This window comes from Pedobacter sp. Leaf132 (assembly GCF_920984695.1).
GTDB lineage: Bacteria > Bacteroidota > Bacteroidia > Sphingobacteriales > Sphingobacteriaceae > Pedobacter.
Genome location: NZ_CAKLBO010000004.1, coordinates 56,525 through 75,995 on the forward strand (window position 1 = coordinate 56,525; position 19,471 = coordinate 75,995).

At 37.2% G+C, this 19,471-nt stretch carries 17 protein-coding genes; 4 read left to right on the top strand and 13 right to left on the bottom strand.

Features of this window, described 5'->3' with window-relative positions; all coding sequences use genetic code 11:
- Nucleotides 1-217 precede the first annotated feature (217 nt).
- Nucleotides 218-1,801 (top strand): peptide chain release factor 3, encoded by a 1,584-nt coding sequence (locus LUA86_RS09440; protein ID WP_231460377.1) that lies wholly within the window; start codon nucleotides 218-220, stop codon nucleotides 1,799-1,801.
- A gap of 66 nt (nucleotides 1,802-1,867) precedes the next feature.
- Here the strand turns inward: LUA86_RS09440 and LUA86_RS09445 are convergent, their stop codons facing one another.
- The 13 genes from LUA86_RS09445 to LUA86_RS09505 form a co-directional block, all read right to left on the bottom strand.
- Nucleotides 1,868-3,121 (bottom strand): pyridoxal phosphate-dependent aminotransferase, encoded by a 1,254-nt coding sequence (locus LUA86_RS09445; protein ID WP_231460378.1) that lies wholly within the window; start codon nucleotides 3,119-3,121, stop codon nucleotides 1,868-1,870.
- Nucleotides 3,122-3,207: 86 nt separating this feature from the next.
- Nucleotides 3,208-4,539, bottom strand: a complete 1,332-nt coding sequence (gene argH / locus LUA86_RS09450; RefSeq protein ID WP_231460379.1) for an argininosuccinate lyase — start codon at nucleotides 4,537-4,539, stop codon at nucleotides 3,208-3,210.
- A 121-nt stretch (nucleotides 4,540-4,660) separates the two neighbouring features.
- A complete protein-coding gene (locus tag LUA86_RS09455; RefSeq protein WP_231460380.1) occupies nucleotides 4,661-4,993 on the bottom strand; it encodes a DUF5615 family PIN-like protein in 333 nt (110 codons plus the stop codon).
- Nucleotides 4,993-5,214, bottom strand: a complete 222-nt coding sequence (locus LUA86_RS09460) for a DUF433 domain-containing protein (RefSeq protein WP_231460381.1) — start codon at nucleotides 5,212-5,214, stop codon at nucleotides 4,993-4,995. Before LUA86_RS09460 ends, LUA86_RS09455 begins: the two co-directional genes overlap by 1 nt.
- 149 nt (nucleotides 5,215-5,363) lie before the next feature.
- Nucleotides 5,364-6,428 (bottom strand): M20 family metallo-hydrolase, encoded by a 1,065-nt coding sequence (locus LUA86_RS09465; protein ID WP_231460382.1) that lies wholly within the window; start codon nucleotides 6,426-6,428, stop codon nucleotides 5,364-5,366.
- A 107-nt stretch (nucleotides 6,429-6,535) separates the two neighbouring features.
- Nucleotides 6,536-7,348, bottom strand: a complete 813-nt coding sequence (proC, locus tag LUA86_RS09470) for a pyrroline-5-carboxylate reductase (RefSeq protein ID WP_231460383.1) — start codon at nucleotides 7,346-7,348, stop codon at nucleotides 6,536-6,538.
- A 359-nt stretch (nucleotides 7,349-7,707) separates the two neighbouring features.
- On the bottom strand, nucleotides 7,708-8,532 hold the full coding sequence (gene argB / locus LUA86_RS09475; RefSeq protein WP_231460384.1) for an acetylglutamate kinase: 825 nt from the start codon (nucleotides 8,530-8,532) through the stop codon (nucleotides 7,708-7,710).
- Between the two features lie 69 nt (nucleotides 8,533-8,601).
- Nucleotides 8,602-9,573, bottom strand: a complete 972-nt coding sequence (locus LUA86_RS09480; RefSeq protein WP_231460385.1) for an acetylornithine carbamoyltransferase — start codon at nucleotides 9,571-9,573, stop codon at nucleotides 8,602-8,604.
- A 167-nt stretch (nucleotides 9,574-9,740) separates the two neighbouring features.
- Nucleotides 9,741-10,871, bottom strand: a complete 1,131-nt coding sequence (locus LUA86_RS09485; RefSeq protein WP_231460386.1) for an aspartate aminotransferase family protein — start codon at nucleotides 10,869-10,871, stop codon at nucleotides 9,741-9,743.
- A gap of 24 nt (nucleotides 10,872-10,895) precedes the next feature.
- Nucleotides 10,896-11,264 carry a four helix bundle protein gene (locus tag LUA86_RS09490; protein WP_231460387.1) on the bottom strand — a complete coding sequence of 123 codons (369 nt, stop codon included), beginning with the start codon at nucleotides 11,262-11,264 and terminating at the stop codon, nucleotides 10,896-10,898.
- 25 nt (nucleotides 11,265-11,289) lie between these two features.
- Nucleotides 11,290-12,309 (bottom strand): N-acetyl-gamma-glutamyl-phosphate reductase, encoded by a 1,020-nt coding sequence (argC, locus tag LUA86_RS09495; RefSeq protein WP_231460388.1) that lies wholly within the window; start codon nucleotides 12,307-12,309, stop codon nucleotides 11,290-11,292.
- A gap of 172 nt (nucleotides 12,310-12,481) precedes the next feature.
- Complete coding sequence (gene argG / locus LUA86_RS09500) at nucleotides 12,482-13,675, bottom strand: argininosuccinate synthase (RefSeq protein WP_231460389.1); 1,194 nt, start codon at nucleotides 13,673-13,675, stop codon at nucleotides 12,482-12,484.
- Nucleotides 13,675-14,376 carry a GNAT family N-acetyltransferase gene (locus tag LUA86_RS09505; RefSeq protein WP_231460390.1) on the bottom strand — a complete coding sequence of 234 codons (702 nt, stop codon included), beginning with the start codon at nucleotides 14,374-14,376 and terminating at the stop codon, nucleotides 13,675-13,677. Before LUA86_RS09505 ends, argG begins: the two co-directional genes overlap by 1 nt.
- A gap of 571 nt (nucleotides 14,377-14,947) precedes the next feature.
- Here LUA86_RS09505 and LUA86_RS09510 point away from each other — a divergent pair.
- The 3 genes from LUA86_RS09510 to LUA86_RS09520 all read left to right on the top strand — a co-directional run bounded on the left by LUA86_RS09510 (nucleotide 14,948) and on the right by LUA86_RS09520 (nucleotide 19,440).
- Nucleotides 14,948-15,649 (top strand): DUF4397 domain-containing protein, encoded by a 702-nt coding sequence (locus LUA86_RS09510; RefSeq protein WP_231460391.1) that lies wholly within the window; start codon nucleotides 14,948-14,950, stop codon nucleotides 15,647-15,649.
- Between the two features lie 239 nt (nucleotides 15,650-15,888).
- A complete protein-coding gene (locus LUA86_RS09515; protein WP_231460392.1) occupies nucleotides 15,889-18,276 on the top strand; it encodes a TonB-dependent receptor in 2,388 nt (795 codons plus the stop codon).
- A gap of 9 nt (nucleotides 18,277-18,285) precedes the next feature.
- Nucleotides 18,286-19,440, top strand: coding sequence for a PepSY domain-containing protein (locus LUA86_RS09520; RefSeq protein WP_231460393.1), 1,155 nt, complete (start codon nucleotides 18,286-18,288; stop codon nucleotides 19,438-19,440).
- The last annotated feature ends 31 nt before the right edge of the window (nucleotides 19,441-19,471 follow it).

Consider the following 19,471-nt stretch of genomic DNA (forward strand, 5'->3'; position numbering starts at 1 on the left):
GATTGTAACAAAAGCGGGGCAGATTTAACCTAAGAATTACTGCAATTGCTTTACAAAAAATGATTAGCTACTGGGTTTTCAATTAAACAATTAAGCGGTAAAAACAGTTAACCAATTTTCTTATCTTTGCAGCCTGGTGAAACAACATTATTCAAATCTTATCGCTGTTAAATTCCTTTAACAAGGTTTCATCGCCATTGTACCCAAAAATTTTATTATGCTTAACCCTGAAATAGAAAAACGCAAAACCTTTGCCATTATTAGTCACCCCGATGCGGGAAAAACCACTTTAACAGAGAAATTTCTGCTTTTTGGTGGTGCAATTAATACGGCTGGAGCGGTAAAACGTAACAAGGCAAATCAGAGCAATACATCCGATTTTATGGAAATTGAGAAACAACGTGGTATCTCGGTTGCAACTTCGGTTATGGGTTTTGAATATAGCGGCAAGCGAATTAATATTTTGGATACGCCTGGTCACAAGGATTTCGCCGAAGATACTTACCGAACTTTATCGGCTGTGGATAGTGTTATTTTGGTTGTGGATTGTGTTAAAGGTGTAGAGGAACAGACCGAAAAACTGATGTCGGTTTGCCGTATGCGTAACACACCGGTAATCATTTTCGTAAATAAAATGGACCGTGAGGGTAAAGAAGCCTACGATTTATTAGATGAAATTGAAGAAAAGTTAAATATTAGTTTGTGCCCACTTTCTTGGCCAATTGGGCAAGGACATACATTTAAAGGTGTTTATAGCATTTACAACAAACATTTAAATTTATTTAATTCTGATAAAACCAAAGTAACCGATTCGGTTGTGGCTGCAAATGATTTAAACGACCCATCGTTATTAAATTATTTAAAAGAAAATGAAATTAACACCTTAAAAGATGATGTTGAACTGGTAGATGGAATTTATGGTAAAATTGAAAAAGATTTATATACCGAAGGCTTAGTAGCCCCTGTATTTTTTGGCAGTGCGATTAATAATTTCGGCATAAAAGAGCTTTTAGATACGTTTATTGATATTGCGCCATCGCCACGCCACCGCGAAGCCGAAGAACGTGATGTGTTGGTAGAAGAGAAAAACTTTAGTGGTTTCGTTTTCAAAATTCACGCCAATTTAGACCCAAAACACCGCGATAGAATTGCTTTTTTACGTATTTGCTCGGGTAAATTTGAGCGTAATAAATTTTACTATCATACCCGTCAGGATAAGAAATTAAAATTTTCGAATCCGATGGATTTTATGGCAAACGAGAAAAGCATAGTTGAAGAGGCTTGGCCAGGCGACGTGGTTGGTTTATATGACAGTGGCAACTTTAAAATTGGCGATACATTGACCGAAGGCGAAAAATTGCAGTTTAAAGGTATTCCGAGTTTCTCTCCATCTATTTTTAAAGAGGTAGAAAATATGGACCCAATGCGCACCAAACAATTAGAAAAAGGTATTGAACAATTAACGGATGAAGGTGTGGCGCAATTATTTGTAATGCAACCCGGAAATAGAAAAGTAATTGGTGCGGTTGGGGAACTTCAGTTTGAGGTTATAAATTTCCGTTTGGAGCATGAATATGGTGCGAAATGTCGTTTCCGAACCTTGAGTTACACACGCTCGAGCTGGGTAACATCAACAGACAGAAAAAAATTAGATGAATTTGTGAAGCGTAAGCAACAACATATTGGTTTTGATAAAGAAGCAAACCCGGTTTATTTATCAGATAGTGATTATATGATTAATCTAACCAAACAGGATTATCCTGATATCGATTTCCATAAAACTAGTGAGTTTAAGAGTTAACTGATTAAACTCCAATAAAAAAACCGCTCAAAAATATTTTGAGCGGTTTTTTTGTAAAATATATAATTATTTCAACTTGTTAAGCGCCGTTTTAATTCTCGGTAACATATCCTTAATATCTTGCAAGGTACATGCACCAACTGATGCTCTGAACCAAGGCATACTATGTTCATTACCGAAAGCAGAGAATGGAACAAGTGCAGCTCCGGCTTCTTTAATTAAATAGAAGTTTACATCTGCACTATCTTTTAATAATTGTCCGTCTTCAGTAGTTTTACCAATGTAATCTATTTTAATGGTTAAATAAATTGCGCCCATTGGCTCAACCGCATCAACATTAAAACCTTCGTTTTTCAACTCGTTAAAACCATTGTAAAGTGCGTTTAAACTATCTTGAATTTGAGCTTTGAAGCTTGTTAAGAACGAATCTACTAGTGCTTTATCATTAAAGTAATTTGACATGGCAACTTGTTCGGCTTTTGGTGCCCAGGCGCCCATGTGTCCAACCAAAGCTTTCATTCTGTTAACGATATCTTCCGGACCGAAACCCCAACCAACACGTACGCCAGTTGCAGCTAAACATTTCGAAGTACCATCAACAAAAATAGTAAACTCACGCATTGCCGGGCGTAATGAAACCGGGTTTACATGCTCTTTTCCAAAAGTTAAAAGCGAATAAATCTGGTCGTACATTAAGTACAATGGTTTTTCATCCGCTCCGCGGGATGCATTTTCTTCTAAAATTACATCGCAAATCTCAGCTAAAGACTCCGCATCGAACATTGTTCCGGTTGGGTTTAATGGCGAACATAAAGCCAACATTGTTGCACCTTTTAAATGTGGTTTCAGTTGCGCTGCAGTTGGCATAAAGTTATGCGCCGCATCGGTTTCAACAGCAATTGATTTAGCCGAAGTTAAATGACAATAATGATTGTTATTCCATGATGGCGCCGGAAAAACAACAGTATCTCCCGGGTCAATTACGGCTAAATACGCCGCATAAATTAACGGACGAGAGCCACCAGAAACTAAAATACTGTTGGTGTTATATTCTAAACCAAACCTATCTTTTAATAATTCCGAAACGGTTTCTCTTAATTGTAAAACACCATCAGCTGGCGGATAATTAGTTTGATTTGCATTATAGGCTTCAACTATTCCAGCTTTCAATTCTGTTGGGATTGGGTAGATATTTGAATCGAAATCGCCTATGGTTAAGTTAGCGATTGATGCACCTTTGCGCTTCATATCGTTAACCTCGTTACCAATTTTTATAATCTCTGAGCCAATTAATGCTCCAGCTAATTTTGATACTTTCATTATAATGTTTTTTGTCGCTACACACGTCATTGCGAGGCAAGAAGCAATTCAAACCAAGAGATTGCTTCGTAACTCGCAATGACGACTTAACGGATTAACTCTTCTATTGCTTTATTCACTTTATCAAAACCAAATTGATTTAAAATCGATTGCATTGAAGCAGCAATTTGTTCGTTGCAAAGGTTGCCGATGCTTCCTTCGTGTGTATGATGTATTTGGCTCGATGGTGCAAAAGTACCATTTTCTATTTGTTCGCCAACTATTTTATAAGCCTCTCTGAAAGCAACACCTTGTAAAGCCAATTCGTTAACCACTTCTACGCTAAACAAATAATCGTATTTTTTATCTTTTAAAATATCATCCTTAATGGTAATGTTTTGAAACATAAATGTAGCTATCTCCAAACATTCGTTTAACGAAGTTATTGCAGGGAAAAGGTTTTCTTTTAGCAATTGTAAATCGCGATGGTAGCCCGATGGAAGATTGGTAATCATCATGGCAATTTCATTTGGCAAAGCCTGAATTTTGTTGCAACGAGAACGAATCAGCTCAAATACATCAGGGTTCTTTTTGTGTGGCATAATGCTAGAACCCGTAGTTAACTCTGCCGGAAAGCTAATGAAACTAAAATTCTGGTTGATGAACAAGCAAACATCCATTGCCATTTTAGCTAAAGTTGCAGCAACTGCGCTCATTGCTTGCGCTAAAATTCTTTCGGTTTTACCGCGACCCATTTGTGCATATACTACATTGTAATTTAAGCTTTCAAAACCCAATAAATCAGTTGTTAAAGTTCTGTTTAGTGGAAAAGATGAACCGTAACCTGCGGCAGAACCTAATGGATTTTTATTGGTGATTTTCCAGGCAGCTAACATCAGTTCCATATCATCGGCAAGGCTTTCTGCATAAGCGCCAAACCATAAACCAAATGATGATGGCATCGCAATTTGCAAATGCGTGTAACCGGGCATCAATTTATCTTTATGCGTATTGCTCAGCTCTATTAGTTGATTAAACAAAGTTGATGTTTGGTTAACCATATCTTCAATGCAAGCCCGAAAAAATAGTTTTAAATCAACCAAAACCTGGTCGTTACGCGAGCGACCGCTATGAATTTTTTTACCGGCCTCACCAATACGTTGGGTTAGCAGCCACTCCACCTGCGAGTGTACATCTTCAACGGTATCTTCTATAGTAAAGTTGCCGGCCTCAATTTCAGCGTAAATATTTTTAAGCTCCTTTTGTACAGTTTCCAATTCATCCGCGGTAAGCAAACTAATGGTTTCTAACATTTGCGTGTGCGCCAATGAGCCTAACACATCAAACTTTGCCATTTGTAAATCCAATTCTCGGTCTTTACCAACAGTAAAGGTTTCCACGAATTTATTTACATCAATATTTTTTTGCCAAATCTTCATTTCATTTTATTTAACCTCAAAGTGCGCTGAGTTTTTCACGAAGAGCGCTAAGCTGTTTATAATCAAATTATTATTGCAAGGTACTAGGCAATAGATTGCTTCATACCTCTCAATAAAGTTTTCATTGTATTTCTAAACAAGAGAATTCCTCTTGCGTCATAAAATCATTTATTAATTGCTTTTTCTTTATCAAAACATCAGCGATTCCTGATGTTGTATTATTTCCAAAACGCAGCCAAATTATTTTTGGAGGATGTCCATATAGATTGGAAAACTCATAAAAGTCAGCATTGAAAATTGCCACGATAAATTTATTTTGGCCAGCAAATGTCCAGATTTCCTTGTCAGATTTATTTTCTAATTTCAACTGCCTGATTTGATTGCAGTCCGAGAATTCGGTTTCCAAAAGTTTTACAATTCTGTAAGAAATATTTTGGTCGAATAACAATTTCACTAGGCAACTCTAATTTTATGCTCTCTATCTGCTGAATAAGCCAAACATGATAAAACTTCCTCCTCACTTATTTCAGGAAAATCTACAAGAATTTGCTCTACGGTCATTCCATTAGCTAACCATCCTAAAACATCATAAACTGCAATTCTAGTGCCTCTTATGCAAGGTTTTCCAAAACGTTTGCTGGAATCAATTTCTATAAACTTAGAATAAGTTTTCATGTAGTAAAGATATGCAATATTATAAGAACTTCAATTTAACCGCAAAGCGAACTTCGTCATTGCGAGGCACGAAACAATCCTCTTTCAAATTAAGTTTATCGTTGCGAGTACGAGTGCTTTAAGATTGCTTCGTACCTCGCAATGACGTATTACAGTATAACTGGTTTCAACATATTTACATAACCTTCCACACCTTCTGCAACCTCTCTAACATATAAAAATTCATCAGCCATGTGTGAGCGGCCAGAAAAACCCGGGCCACATTTTACCGATGGAATATCCAATAAAGCTTGGTCTGATGTTGTTGGCGAACCATAAGTTGTTTTACCTAGAGCCACACCCGCCTGAACTACAGGATGATTTTTATCAATTGATGATGGTTTCAAACGGATAGAGCGTGGTGTAACATCGCAACCTACATTTGCTCGAATAATTTCCAAAACTTGTTCATTGGTGTAAGCATCAGTTACCCTAACATCAACCGTGAAAGTACAATTTGCCGGCACTACATTATGTTGCGAACCTGCATTAATAATCGTAACAGTCATTTTTAACGGACCAAAAACCTCAGATACTTTTGGAAATTGATAATTCCTAAACCATTCAATATCTGCTAAAGCTTTGTAAATAGCATTTTCGCCTTCTTCCCTAGCCGCATGACCCGCTTTACCATGAGCCACACAATCTAAAACCAACAAACCACGTTCGGCAATAGCCAAATTCATTTCTGTCGGTTCGCCTACAATCCCAAATTCAAGTTCGCCCAAATCAGGCAAAACCAATTCTAAACCATTGTTCCCAGAAATCTCTTCTTCCGCAGTTGCGGCCAAACAAATGTTATATTTTAAGTTTTCTTGCTCGAAATAGTACAAAAACGTGCCAATTAGTGAAACCAAACAACCGCCTGCATCGTTACTGCCTAAGCCGAAAAGTTTATCGCCTTCTATTGCTGCATCATAAGGGTCGCGGGTGTAACCAGAATTGGGCTTCACTGTATCATGATGTGAGTTTAGCAATAAAGTAGGTTTGCTGGCGTCAAAATGCTTATTATATGCCCAAACATTGTTCATTTTACGATGAATGCTAACACCTCGCTCCTCTAAAAACTGCGCAATTAAATTTGCAGTTCTGTCTTCTTCCTTGCTAAACGACTGAATGCGAATTAATTGTCGCAACAAATCCAGACTTTCCTTTTGTATTTTTTCTAACAACATAGTATCGAGTAGTTAGTATCAAGTATCAAGACTAATCTCAAACTTGCACTTTTTAAATTATTGGCCAGGTACATCTTCCATTTTACCTTAACCATTTTACATTAAGCTTAGCTTTCTTTTGTGTACAAATTTCCTGCTTTTAGCGCCGATAATTTAATACCTTTTATCAATGATGAACTAAAGCCATTGTGCTCCATTTCGTTTAAACCGGCAATGGTACAACCTTTCGGCGAAGTTACTTTATCTATTTCTGATTCCGGGTGCGTGCCGTGTAATAAAAGCAAATCGGCTGCGCCTTTTGCCGTTTGCACCGCCATTTTAAGCGCTTCATCTGCATGGAAACCAATTTCTACACCACCTTGCGATGCTGCCCTAATTGCTCTTAAGAAAAAAGCAATTCCGCAAGCACAAAGTGCCGTAGCCGAAGTCATCAAATCTTCATTTATTTTCACGACAGAGCCAACCGTCTCAAACATTTTGGTCACATCCGTAATATTTTCTGCCGAAGCATTATCACTTGCCATACAAGTCATCGATTGGCCAATTGCAATAGCTGTATTTGGCATTACGCGAACAACCTCAACGTTTTCGCCTAATTTATCTCTAACCGCAGCGCAACTCACACCAGAAATTACAGAAATAACCAGATGTTTGGCTGCAATTATAGAAGGTTGAATTTCATCCAAAACCGTATTTAATTGTTGGGGCAAAACAGCAAGAATTACAACATCGGCAGCAGAAACCGCTTCTTTATTATTATTGCTTACACCAAAGCCCGCATCAGCGAAAGATTTTAAATGGTCAATATTTCTACGGGTTAGCGTAATATCTGCAGCTTTGGCAAAATCAGCCTTTACAAGGCCTTTTGCTAAAGATAAACCAATATTTCCACTCCCGATAATGGCTATTTTCTTGTTCATTTGGTTCGATTTAATTAATTCTACTAATTGAATTTAAATTGTAATACTTTAAGCGTATTCAAGATATGAAAAGCAGTTTCTCTGGTTCTTTTTAATGTTAGTCCTGCTATTCACTTCGATCTTTTTTAAACTCATTGTCATGCGCCCCAACATCGTCATTGCGAGGAGGAACCAAGTGGCAATCTTTATGGTTTGTTCCACTAAAAAAGTATTTTCGTTTCTATCAGGTTTATAAAATCTCCGTCACTGCGAGGCACGAAGCAATCTTATTGCGATAATTGAATAGCGATAGTTTTAAGATTGCTTCGTGCCTCGCAATGAAGAAACGGCGATAGGTCGTCAACCTTTTAGCTTATACCCTATTTCAACATCTTCGTTCCAAAAACTCCATTAGCAAGCTCATTTAATTCATCGGCTTTGCCGATATAAACTGCTGAAACACCCTTTTTAATGGCTTCAAATGCATTATGTAATTTCGGAATCATGCCACCTTGCACTGTACCATCTGCTTTTAAACCCTCAAATTCATCAGCTTTGATTTCTGTCACAACAGATGAATCATCATTAACATCTTTCAAAACTCCTTTTTTCTCAAAGCAATATACCAAACGTGTTTCATATAAAGCAGACATCGCCACGGCAACCGAAGATGCAATTGTATCTGCGTTAGTGTTTAGCAATTGTGTATCTCCATCATGCGTAATGGCACATAAAACCGGAACTAATCCAGCTTTCAACAAGCTTTTTAATGTTTCTGCGGAAACTGAGTTTTCGTCTAAATCGCCAACAAAACCATAATCAATAGTAGCCCCCTCTAAATCTCCCCCAGTTGGGGAGACTTTTATAATGGGTCTTTTTTTAGCTTTAATAATGTTTCCATCAGCGCCTGTTAAACCAATTGCATTGATGCCTTTGGCTTGTAATTGGGCAACCATGTTTTTATTAATCAATCCGGCATAAACCATTGTTACAACACGCAGGGTTTCAATATCCGTAATCCGCCTGCCTTCAACCATTTTTGCTTCAATACCTAAGCTTTCGCCCAGTTCGGTTGCAATTTTACCGCCACCATGAACCAAAATTTTATCACCGGGCAAAGCCGTAAAATCCAACAGAAACTGGTGTAGGTTTGCAGAATTATCAATTACATTTCCACCGATTTTTATGATTGTAAGTTGTTTCATTTTATTTAGCTTAAAGCTTAAAGCAAAATGCTGAAAGCTTTGGTCTTTTAGCTTTAGTCTTTCTGCTTTTTATAATTCCTCCAATATCGCTTTAATCACCGCTTGCGCTGCCCATAAACGATTACCTGCTTCATGAATAACCAATGAATTTGGTCCATCTAAAATTTCAGAAGATAATTCCAAATCTCTACGAACAGGTAAACAGTGCATCACTTTTGCATCATTCGTAAATTTCAACTTTTCGTTGTTCATCATCCATCCATCAGGATAAGTTAAAACCTTGCCATATTCTTTATAGCTGCTCCAGTTCTTTACATAAACATAATCAGCGCCAGCCAAAGCCTCTTCTATATTATATTGAATATCTGCACCCGGTGTAAATTCTTCAGCCAGTTCATAACCTTCAGGTTGGGCAATGGTAAAATCAATCATCCCCTCTGCTTGTGCTTTACACATCCATTCTGCAAAAGAATTTGGAACTGCTTGCGGCAAAGCTTTTACATGTGGCGCCCAAGCCAAAACAACTTTGGGTTTTCTGCCATCAGGTTGCTTTGTCCAGGTTTCGTGAATGGTAATAATATCGGCAAAACTCTGCAGCGGATGACGAGTAGCACTCTCCAAACTCACAACAGGAACAGCGCAATATTTTACAAATTTGTTAAAGAAATCTTCGCTGTAATCTTCCTCGCGGTTGTTCAGTTTTGGGAAAGAGCGTAATCCTAAAATATCGCAATATTGACCCATCACAGCAGCAGCCTCACGAATATGTTCAACTGTTGAGCCATTCATAACTACACCATCCTGGGTTTCTAAAGCCCAACCCTCTTTATCCAAATTCATAACCATTACATTCATACCTAAATTTAAAGCAGCCTTTTGAGTGCTTAAACGGGTACGCAAACTAGGATTCATAAAAACCAAACCTAAAGTTTTGTTTTTACCCAAACTCTGGTGCGCATAAGGATTCGCCTTTAATTCAAGCGCATCTTTTACAAATTGTTTGATGTTTGGAACATCGTGTACGGAAGTGAAAAGTTTCATTTTAAGACGTTGTAAGTAGTAAGTTATACGTTATAAGTTTTGTGTATCCCTCATTAAAAAATAAAATTATGCCAGCTCACACTAACCTCTTATGCTGTCGTCATTGCGAGGCACGAAGCAATCTATCTAATTAGATTGCTTCGTGTCTCAATGACGAGTGTATTATATTACTTTACCAGCTTCCCGAAAGCCGCTAAAAATTCATCAGCATGTGCTTTAGTTAAATTTAATGCTGGCAATAAACGGATTACATTTGGTTTAGCTTCGCCAGTAAAAATGAAGTGCTTAAATAACAATTCTTTTTTTACATGTGCTAACTCCTCCGGCAATTCAATTCCAATCATCAGTCCGCGACCGCGAACTTCTTTTACCTGCTCAAATTTCTTTAATTCAGTGATAAGGTAGTTGCCAATTTCTTCGGCATTTTTCATTAGGTTATCTTGCTCCATAACTTCAAGAACTGCTAAAGCTGCCGCACAAGCTAAGTGGTTACCGCCGAAAGTTGTGCCCAATTCGCCATGCCAAGGCTTAAATTTGGGTGCGATAGAAATTCCCGCAACCGGAAATCCGTTACCCATCCCTTTTGCCATGGTGTAAACATCAGCTTCAACTCCAGACCAATCATGCGAATAAAATAAGCCTGTTCTACCGTAACCACACTGAACTGAATCGGCTATGTAAACCGCGTTATATTCATCGCAAAGCGAACGGATTTTTTGTAAGAAACTTTTTGAAGCTTCTTTTATGCCACCAACACCTTGTATACCTTCGATAATTACAGCAGAAATTTCATCGCCCTGCGATTTAAAAGTTTCTTTTAAAGCTACCTCATTATTAAAAGGCAAAAAGATTACATTTTCGGTTTGGTTAACCGGTGCAACAATTTTAGGGTTATCGGTTACCGCGACCGCTAAAGAAGTACGACCATGGAAAGCACCACTAAAAGCAATAACTTTCTTTCTGCCATTGTAAAAAGAAGCAAGCTTTAAAGCGTTTTCATTTGCTTCTGCACCAGAATTTACCAAAAACAGCTGGTAATCTTTCTTTCCAGAAACCTGACCTAATTTTGCTGCCAATTGCACTTGCAAAGGAATTTTAACCGAATTAGAATAAAATCCAACTTTATTTAATTGGTCAGTTAAACGACTTACATAGTGCGGATTGGTATGGCCAATCGAAATCACCGCGTGACCGCCGTATAAGTCTAAGTATTTTTGTTCATTAGCATCCCAAACATTACTGCCTGATGCCTTTGTAATTTCTATATCGTTAAGAGGGTAAACGTCGAATAAGTTCATATTACTTGTTATAAGTTGTACGTTTTAAGTTATAGGTTTGGGTGCTCTTACTCTTGAAATTAAATTGATAAGCATTGCCTTAACTTCGTTAATACTATTTGATAAAATTGTGAATTCATCTTCAGTTAGGTAATCTAAATCTTTTGATAAAATCAAAAAGTATTCAGTTTCATTAGCCGAGCCCAAAGAGATATTTAAAAAATTAGCCAAATCCGCTTGTGAATTTTTACCACAACCTTCGGCAATGTTTGCTGGTATTGATGCCGCTGCCCGCCGTAGTTGATTTGTTAAACTGTAAATTTCTTCTTTTGGAAATCTGGCACTTATTTTATAAACGCTTAGTGTAAGCTGATGGGCTTTATCCCAAACTTTCAAGTCTTTAAAATTCTGCATACACTTATAACGTATTACGTAAAACTTAAAACCCCACCGCTTTCAAACGCAAGCCTGCTGTTTCTTCCAAGCCAAACATTAAGTTCATATTTTGAACCGCTTGGCCGCTGGCGCCTTTTAGGAGGTTATCAATAATACTGATGATGAATAATTTATTGCCATGCTTTTCTACATGAACCAGTGCTTTATTGGTGTTTACAACCTGTTTTAAATCGATGTTTTTCCGGCTAACGTGCGTAAATGGATGTGTATTGTAATAATCTTCGTAAATGGCTTGCGCTTCTTCTAAAGTCAAATCGCTTTCCAGGTACATCGCCGCCAAAATCCCTCTGGTAAAATCTCCGCGTTGCGGGATGAAGTTTAAAACAGCCCCCTCCAAACCTCCCCCAGAAGTGGAGGCTTTAGCAGCTTGCAGAAGGCTTTCGCCAATTTCATTTAAATGCTGATGCTCAAAAGCCTTATAAACCGAAAGATTATTATTTCTCCAGCTAAAATGAGAAGTTGAAGCAAGGCTTTGTCCGGCGCCGGTTGAACCTGTAGTTGCATTGATGTGAACTTCATTTTTAATTAAACCTTTTGCAGCTAATGGCAATAAGCCCAATTGAATACAAGTTGCAAAACAGCCCGGATTAGCAATATTATTTGCGGAAGCAATCTTGCCCTTATTTAACTCTGGCAGCCCATAAACAAACTCTCTATCCAAATTTTGAATCTTGAATTTTGAATTTTGACTTAACCTAAAATCCTGAGATAAATCGATGATTTTTATGTTTTCGTTAATCTGATTAGCGTCCAAAAATTTCTTTGCATCACCGTGCCCAACGCACAAAAACAGCACATCGATATCCTGTGGAATATCACCTACAAAACGTAAATCAGTATCGCCAATTAAATCGGCATGAACATCAGAAATTAGGTTTCCGGCGTTGCTTGTACTATTTACGAAAGCAATCTCAACGTTTGGATGGTTAATTAGGATACGAAGCATTTCGCCGCCTGTATATCCTGCACCACCAATTATTCCTGCCTTAATTTTGTTACTCATAATCTGTTCTATCAATTATAGATGGATATGAAAATTAGTTTTAATAACCCTTCGACAAGCTACCGATGTAAATCGGGACAAGTCAGGATGACAATTGTAAAGAGATTGCTTCGTCGTTCCTCCTCGCAATGACGAAGCAGGAACGGAAGCTTTCTACTTTAGTCTTTTAGCTTTAAGCTTCTTCAGAATTCACTTTATGCCAAATCATTACCTGGTTACCGAAGATTTTAGAGAAACCTTTAACATCTTCTCCGCTCCAGGCGTTGTTCATTTCGCCGTAGCTACCAAATTTATTGCTCATTAAATCGTGGTTAGATTCTATACCAATAATTTGGAAACGATAAGGCAACAATTCAACAAAAACTTTACCGCTTACTACTTTTTGAGTATCCGCTAAAAAAGCCTCTATATTCCGCATAATTGGGTCGTGAAACTGACCTTCATGCAACCAGTTACCGTAGAAAGAAGATAATTGTTCTTTCCAGCTTAGCTGCCATTTCGTTAAAGTATGTTTTTCTAATGTATGGTGTGCTTTAATAATTAAAACAGGGGCGGCTGCTTCAAAACCAACACGACCTTTAATACCGATAATTGTATCGCCAACATGAATGTCGCGGCCAATACCAAATGGCTGTGCAATAGCTTGCAATTTCTGAATCGCTCTTACAGGCGCTAAAGTTTCGCCATCAATTGCCACTAATTCTCCCTTTTCAAAAGTTAACTCTAGCTTACGCGATTCTGTTTCAGAAACCTGAGTTGGCCATGCACTTTCTGGTAAAGTTTCATTAGAAGTTAAAGTTTCCTTACCACCTACAGAAGTTCCCCATAAGCCTTTATTAATCGAATATCTTGCTTTTTCAGCACTATATTCAACACCATGTTCAGCCAAATATTCTATTTCCGCTTCGCGGGATAATTTTAAATCTCTAATCGGTGTAATGATTTCAACCTCTGGAATAATTATGTTAAAAATCATGTCGAAACGTACTTGATCGTTTCCAGCACCTGTACTTCCGTGAGCTACATAATCAGCACCGATTTTTTTTACATAATTTGCAATCGCCGTTGCCTGACTAACACGTTCTGCACTAACAGAAAGCGGATAAGTTGCATTTTTTAATACATTGCCGAAGATTAAATATTTAATACAACCATCGTAATAATTATCTGTTTCATCTACCACAGCGTGAGATTTTACACCTAAAGCGTAGGCTCTTTTCTCAATTTCCTGCAATTCTTCATCAGAAAAACCACCAGTATTTACAATAACAGAATGAACTTCTAAGCCACGATCTTGAGCAAGATAAATACAGCAAAATGAGGTATCAAGACCTCCACTAAAAGCTAAAACAACTTTCTTCTTCATTATTTATTAAATAATAGGGTAAATAAAAACATCAATACTTTAAAGCCCGATTTCGGCTTAGGTTTAACAACTAAACGCTGCTTTATACGCATAAAGCGTTCGTATAATTTCGGTTTCTTCTGCAATTCTTCAGCAAATTTCTTGGCTGCATCGTGCTTTTGAGTAGCTGGGTCGTACAGCATTGCTGTACACATGCAATTTTTCCGCTCCTTCATTTTCAAAATCTCAAAGTTTACACAGCTTTGGCAACCTTTCCAAAATTCTTCATCCTGCGTTAATTCAGAATAAGTAACAGGTTCATAACCTAAATCAGAATTGATTTTCATTACGGCTAAACCAGTGGTTAATCCAAAAATTTTGGCTTTAGGATAAAGGCTTCTCGAAAGTTCGAAAACCTTCTCTTTAATGGCATGAGCCAAACCTGCTTTTCTAAATTCAGGAGATACGATTAATCCGGAGTTGGCAACAAATTGCCCATGGCTCCAGGTTTCGATATAGCAGAAACCTGCCCATGTACCGTCTTTATGGAATGCAATAACAGCTTTGCCTTCTTGCATTTTATTTGCAACATATTCAGATGAACGTTTTGCAATGCCTGTACCACGTGCTTTAGCAGATTCGGCCATCTCGGTTACGATTTGTTCTGCAAATACACGATGTTCAGGTAGTGCAACCTGCACTATAAATTCGTTAATATCCATTCGTTTTCTAACGAAAAATTATAAGTATTCTTGTTAATTGGGTTTTTAGAGAGGATCAATTCCTCATTACGTTTAGTTGAGTTACTAAATACGTGGAGTAAAATTTTGCCGACTTGTGGGATAGAATACGGGCTGAAAACGATTAATAAATAAACTCTCACCAGCAATTAAGTATGCTGTGATAATTGAAAGTTTATGTAAAAATTGTTTAATCATTATTTACGTATTAAAACGGCTTTAACTCCATTGAGGTGCAAAGGTTTAAATAATTATCGAGTTCTACAATATTAAACTGATTTTTTTATTTTATAATAACAATTTATTAAAGTAATCTGACGGTTTTAGACAAAATTTCATAAAAATAACCATCCTTCCACCAAATAAATTTCAGCTTACGAAACGAATTTTTGTGTAGCGTTTTCAACAATGTTAAAATACAGAGCAGAACTTTAACATCTACTTAACATCATTTAACAACCTCCCAATAGGTTTAAACACAATATTTGTATCCATGTAGCGAATGGCTCTGCCCTTTCGTTTCATTTTAAAATTCAAAAAGAAATTAAAACGAATGAGAAACTTTACATCGAAAAAAAACAGTTTTATAATTTTAGCTCTAGCGGTATGCTCAATATTTTTATCCTCTTGTGGAAAAACAGACGTTACAGACACAACAGTTTCTTATCTGCGAGTATTAAACGGCTCGCCAAGCTTGGCCACTTTTAATGTCTATTTAGCGGGAACTATTATTAATTCAGCAGCATTACCATTCGCAGGCTCAACATCGTATACCTCAAGAAGTTCTGGAGCATACAATTTAAAATTTACCAGCGCAAGTAGCGCCGAAGCTTTATTCTCTAAAGATATCACACTAAACCCTAGTACAAATTACTCGTATTACCTGGTTAATAAACCAGGGCAATTAGATGGTTTTATAGTTATTGATGACCTTTCTGTTTCATCAAAGGATAAGGCATATATCCGATTTATTAATTTATCTACAGATGCAGGAGCATTTGATTTGGCAAAAACCGGCGCTGCCACATCACTAATTACCAATAAAACTTATAAAACGGCAAGTTCATTTATTGCTGTTGATGCCGGCACAATTTCGTTCGACATAAAGGATACCTCAACCGGAATTATCAGAGCAACCCAAACAGATGTTGTGCTTAGCGCAGGTATACATTATGATGTAATTTCTTGCGGATTACTAAATCCGGCAAATGATACTGAAAAGGCATTGACCATACAGGTTTTAGCCATTAAATAAACTCAATCTTACCCAAAAAATCAATTAAATGGTAAGTCGTTCTTTATTTAGAACGGCTTTTTTTATGATCTCAGATAGCCAAATTGAACTGCTTTAATTGAATCAACGTTTGCATGCAGAATTAAGAACCATCAAAATTGATTCGATAAAACCTTATTTAGAATTATTCAAAATAATTTGGAATTTTAAGAATTGTAATGTTATTTTGCAGCTCTTTAGAATTAATCCAAATAAAAACAATGAAAAGATTTATCCCATTTTGTTTAACGTTAGTTATATTATTAAGCTCCGCTACTTCATTTGCACAACAATTTGGAACCATTAAAGGTACCATAACAACCAAAAATGGTAAAGCTGCCGCTTACATATCTGTAGGTTTAAAGGGAAGCGGTAGTGGTACAATTACCGATGATAATGGAAAGTACACCATTCATCGAGTTAAACCCGGCACCTATACTATTAAAGCTTCAGCGGTTGGTATTACATCAGCAGAAAAAGAAGTTAACGTTATTGCCGGCGAAAACAAAGTGATAGATTTTACACTTCAAGAAACAGACCAGGCCTTGGAAGATGTAATCATCGCTGGAAAAAAAAACAGATATAAAATTAGTTTGCCTTCTGCCTCATTACGACTTAATGAGCCATTACTTGAGGCACCCCAAAATATTCAAACCGTTAGCGACCAGGTTATAAAAGACCAACAAATTATTAGCATGAGCGATGGTTTGATAAGAAATGTGAGCGGTGCAGTTCGTGTTGAACATTGGGGTGATATGTACACCAACATTACTATGCGTGGTTCTCAAATTCAGGCTATGCGTAATGGCTTTAATGTGGTTTCTTCATTTTGGGGTCCGCTAACGGAAGACATGAGTTTTGTAGACCATATTGAATTTGTTAAAGGTCCGGCGGGTTTTATGCTAGGCAATGGCGACCCAAGTGGTATGTATAATGTGGTCACAAAAAAACCAACAGGATTTAACCGTGGTGAAGTTTCTTTTACTTTGGGAAGTTATGATTTATACAGAACCAGTATAGATTTAGACCGCAAATTAACCAGCGATGGTAAGTTATTGTTCAGATTAAATGGTGCTGCACAAACTAAAGGCTCATTCAGACCGTATGAGCAAAATGACCGTTACAGCATTGCGCCTGTTTTGAGTTATCAAATAACAGATAAAACAAAATTAACTGCAGAATATACTTTTCAGAATGCAAAAATGACCGAAGTTGGTTCGTATTATATTTTCTCGCCAAATGGCTATGCTGCCTTTCCGAGGGAATTAACTATGACACAACCGGGTGTTCCGCCAACGCGTATTAACGACCAAAGTTTATTTTTAAATTTGCAACATAATTTTGATGAGCATTGGAAATTAACAGCTCAGGCTGCATATTTTAAGTACAATCAAATGGGATACAGCTCATGGCCATCAGCTGTAAATGCAAATAATACAGTTATTAGAAACGTTGCCATTTGGGATGCAGCAAGCAGCATGAAATTAGCCCAATTGTTTATTAACGGACAAGCGAAAACGGGCGCCATAAACCATAGAATTTTAGCAGGTTTTGATGGAGGTAAGAAAAACTACATGGCCGATTGGGGCCAAACTCACGATTTAGATTTAGCCTCATCGCCGTTTGATTTGAACAATCCAAACTATGGTTTCCCGGCCAATGGCTTACCAAACTTTAATCGCATTACACCATTAGCGCAAAGGGCTATCAGCGCAGGCGGTTTAATGGATTCGAAATATATTAGTGGTTACGTTCAGGATGAATTAGGATTCTGGGAGAATAGAATCCGCTTAACATTAGCCGGAAGATATACTTATGTTAGCCAGGCAAATTGGGGAGGTGCACCAGATAAAGCTAAAAAAATAACGCCAAGAGTTGGTTTAAGCGTATCGCTTGATAAAAACACAGCAGTTTATGCTGTTTACGATGAAGCATTTACACCACAAAGCGGCTTGTTACGCAATGGCGGAAAAGTAGAACCAATTACCGGAACAAATAACGAAATCGGTATTAAAAAAGATTGGTTTGATGGCAAGTGGAATACAACCCTATCGGCCTACAGAATTCTTAAGCAAAATGAGTTAACCGCCGACCCGACGAATACACCAGGCACAAATTTTAGTGTTGTATTAGGTGAAAAAAGAGCACAGGGAATTGAGTTTGATTTAAGAGGTAAAATAACCGATGGGTTAACATTAATTGCAAACTATGCTTATACAGATTCGAAAGTTACTGAAGTTACGCCTGGTGTTACCGGCATTAATGTTGGAGACGTAATTCCGGGTTTTGCAAAACATGTATCAAATGCCTGGCTAACTTATACCTTACAAGAAGGTACTTTAAAAGGTTCTGGAATTTCGGCAGGCTTTACCTATTTAGCAGATAGAGCAACGGATACCTGGAGTGTTGGTTTGCAAAAATTACCTAACTATTTCAAATTAGATGGTGGACTATTTTACGAACGCCCAAAATTCAAGATTACCGGTAATGCATTTAACATCTTAAATAAATACCTGTTTAGCGGTTCTTACTATCAATGGTTAAACGCTTATTATTATCAAGCCGAAGCACCAAGAAATTACAGAATTAGTGTAGCCTATAAATTTTAATTGAGATAGATGGCTGTAAATAAAAAAAATAAAACCTTTAAGTATTGGGTTGGAAGATTACACTTATGGCTCGGATTAATTGCCGGGCTATTTGTATGTTTCTTAGGCATTACGGGCTGCATTTTAGCTTTCGAAAAAGAAATCGAATTTTATACTCAACCGTACCGCAAGTTAGAAACTCAGAATAAACCATTATTATCGCCAACTACACTAAAGCAAATTGCCGATAAAGCTTTACCTAACAAACATGCGCATAGTGTTACTTACCAACCGGGTAAATCGGCACAAGTGGTTTACTATAATTTTGAGCCAGAGTATTATTACATTGTTTTTGTAAATCAATACACCGGAGCAGTAATAAATGTTAAAAACATGAACGAAGATTTCTTCAGGATTGTAATTATGGGGCATTATTATTTATGGCTACCGCCAGAGATTGGTCAGCCTATATTAACCAGTGCAACCTTAATATTCGTTTTATTGTTAATATCCGGATTAATCCTTTGGTGGCCAAAAAACAAGGCGGCCTCAAAACAAAGATTTTCGGTAAAATGGAATGCAAAATGGAGAAGGGTAAATTACGATTTTCATAATGTATTTGGTTTTTACATCACCTGGATAATTATATTTATTGCCCTAACCGGTATGGTTATGGGTTTTCAATGGTTCGCTAAATCTGTTTATTATGTAAGTTCGGCGGGTAAACCATTAACAGAATTTACCGAAACATTTTCTGATACAACAAGCAATTCAAATCTTAAATTAAACCCTTCTGCGGCTGATAAAATCTGGAATGATTACCTCAAAGCGGATCCAAATTTTAAGGGCAGCATTGATGTTCATGTTCCTGAAAATGAAAAGGCATCTATTGAAATAGCCAAAAACCCCGACCCGGACACTTATTGGAAATCTGATTATAGATATTATGACCAGCACACGCTCAAAGAAATTGAGGTTAAGCATGTTTTTGGCAAAATTAAAAATGCAACTGTTGCCGATAAGATTTACAGAATGAATTATGACATACACGTTGGTTCCATTGCAGGCATTGCAGGTAAAATTATTGCCTTTTTTGCCAGTTTAATTGCGGCAAGTATGCCAATAACCGGCGTTTTAATATGGATTGGCAGAAATCGTAAAAAATCGAAAGCTCAAAAACCATAAAAAAGGATACAGAATAAAGAGGTAAATATTC

What these genes read in the sequence shown, in the direction of transcription:
- LUA86_RS09440 (WP_231460377.1), top strand. Translation starts at nt 218, where the DNA reads ATGCTTAACCCTGAAATAGAAAAACGCAAAACCTTTGCCATTATTAGT.
- LUA86_RS09445 (WP_231460378.1), bottom strand. Translation starts at nt 3,121, where the DNA reads ATGAAAGTATCAAAATTAGCTGGAGCATTAATTGGCTCAGAGATTATA.
- argH (WP_231460379.1), bottom strand. Translation starts at nt 4,539, where the DNA reads ATGAAGATTTGGCAAAAAAATATTGATGTAAATAAATTCGTGGAAACC.
- LUA86_RS09460 (WP_231460381.1), bottom strand. Translation starts at nt 5,214, where the DNA reads ATGAAAACTTATTCTAAGTTTATAGAAATTGATTCCAGCAAACGTTTT.
- LUA86_RS09465 (WP_231460382.1), bottom strand. Translation starts at nt 6,428, where the DNA reads ATGTTGTTAGAAAAAATACAAAAGGAAAGTCTGGATTTGTTGCGACAA.
- proC (WP_231460383.1), bottom strand. Translation starts at nt 7,348, where the DNA reads ATGAACAAGAAAATAGCCATTATCGGGAGTGGAAATATTGGTTTATCT.
- argB (WP_231460384.1), bottom strand. Translation starts at nt 8,532, where the DNA reads ATGAAACAACTTACAATCATAAAAATCGGTGGAAATGTAATTGATAAT.
- LUA86_RS09480 (WP_231460385.1), bottom strand. Translation starts at nt 9,573, where the DNA reads ATGAAACTTTTCACTTCCGTACACGATGTTCCAAACATCAAACAATTT.
- LUA86_RS09485 (WP_231460386.1), bottom strand. Translation starts at nt 10,871, where the DNA reads ATGAACTTATTCGACGTTTACCCTCTTAACGATATAGAAATTACAAAG.
- LUA86_RS09490 (WP_231460387.1), bottom strand. Translation starts at nt 11,264, where the DNA reads ATGCAGAATTTTAAAGACTTGAAAGTTTGGGATAAAGCCCATCAGCTT.
- argC (WP_231460388.1), bottom strand. Translation starts at nt 12,309, where the DNA reads ATGAGTAACAAAATTAAGGCAGGAATAATTGGTGGTGCAGGATATACA.
- argG (WP_231460389.1), bottom strand. Translation starts at nt 13,675, where the DNA reads ATGAAGAAGAAAGTTGTTTTAGCTTTTAGTGGAGGTCTTGATACCTCA.
- LUA86_RS09505 (WP_231460390.1), bottom strand. Translation starts at nt 14,376, where the DNA reads ATGGATATTAACGAATTTATAGTGCAGGTTGCACTACCTGAACATCGT.
- LUA86_RS09510 (WP_231460391.1), top strand. Translation starts at nt 14,948, where the DNA reads ATGAGAAACTTTACATCGAAAAAAAACAGTTTTATAATTTTAGCTCTA.
- LUA86_RS09515 (WP_231460392.1), top strand. Translation starts at nt 15,889, where the DNA reads ATGAAAAGATTTATCCCATTTTGTTTAACGTTAGTTATATTATTAAGC.
- LUA86_RS09520 (WP_231460393.1), top strand. Translation starts at nt 18,286, where the DNA reads ATGGCTGTAAATAAAAAAAATAAAACCTTTAAGTATTGGGTTGGAAGA.